At 62.3% G+C, this 504-nt stretch carries 1 protein-coding gene; it reads left to right on the top strand.

All coding sequences use genetic code 11. From position 1 onward, the window contains the following. Window positions 1-14: 14 nt before the first annotated feature. Window positions 15-504: Ig-like domain-containing protein (locus VTU_RS29685; RefSeq protein ID WP_236610835.1), on the top strand; the 490-nt coding region annotated here is incomplete at its 3' end.

The raw sequence follows: 504 nt of genomic DNA on the forward strand, positions 1-504 counted from the left end.
GCATAGATAACACGGTGCCAACGGCAAGCATTACGCTTAGCGACAACCGCCTGGCGATCGGAGAAACGCTCGGGGTCACCGTTCAATTCAGCGAAAGAGTCAGCGGTTTCGATCGCAGCGACCTCACCGTGGGCAACGGCACGCTGAGCGATTTCAGCAGCAGCGACGGAGGCCGGACTTGGGCCGCCACGCTGACCCCAACGGCCACGGGCGTCGAAGGAACCGAGTTCCACATCACACTCAATGCCGCCACGGCGAATGTGCGCGACTTGGTGGGCAACGTATTGCAGACCAACGTCAGCAGCGCCGCATACACCCTGGACCGCATGGCGGCGCAGCTGGCCGCCAGCGGCCACACGATCAGCCATACGGCGCTTGGACCTGACCAGCAAACGACGAGCGTCACGATCAAATTCAGCGAAGCGGTCGGGGGCTTTGGAATAGACGACGTAACCTTGACTGGCGGCAGCGTGAGCGCGGTAAGCGCAGTGAACCCTGGAGCTG

It is taken from the genome of Verminephrobacter aporrectodeae subsp. tuberculatae At4 (genome assembly GCF_000193225.1).
GTDB lineage: Bacteria > Pseudomonadota > Gammaproteobacteria > Burkholderiales > Burkholderiaceae_C > Acidovorax > Acidovorax aporrectodeae.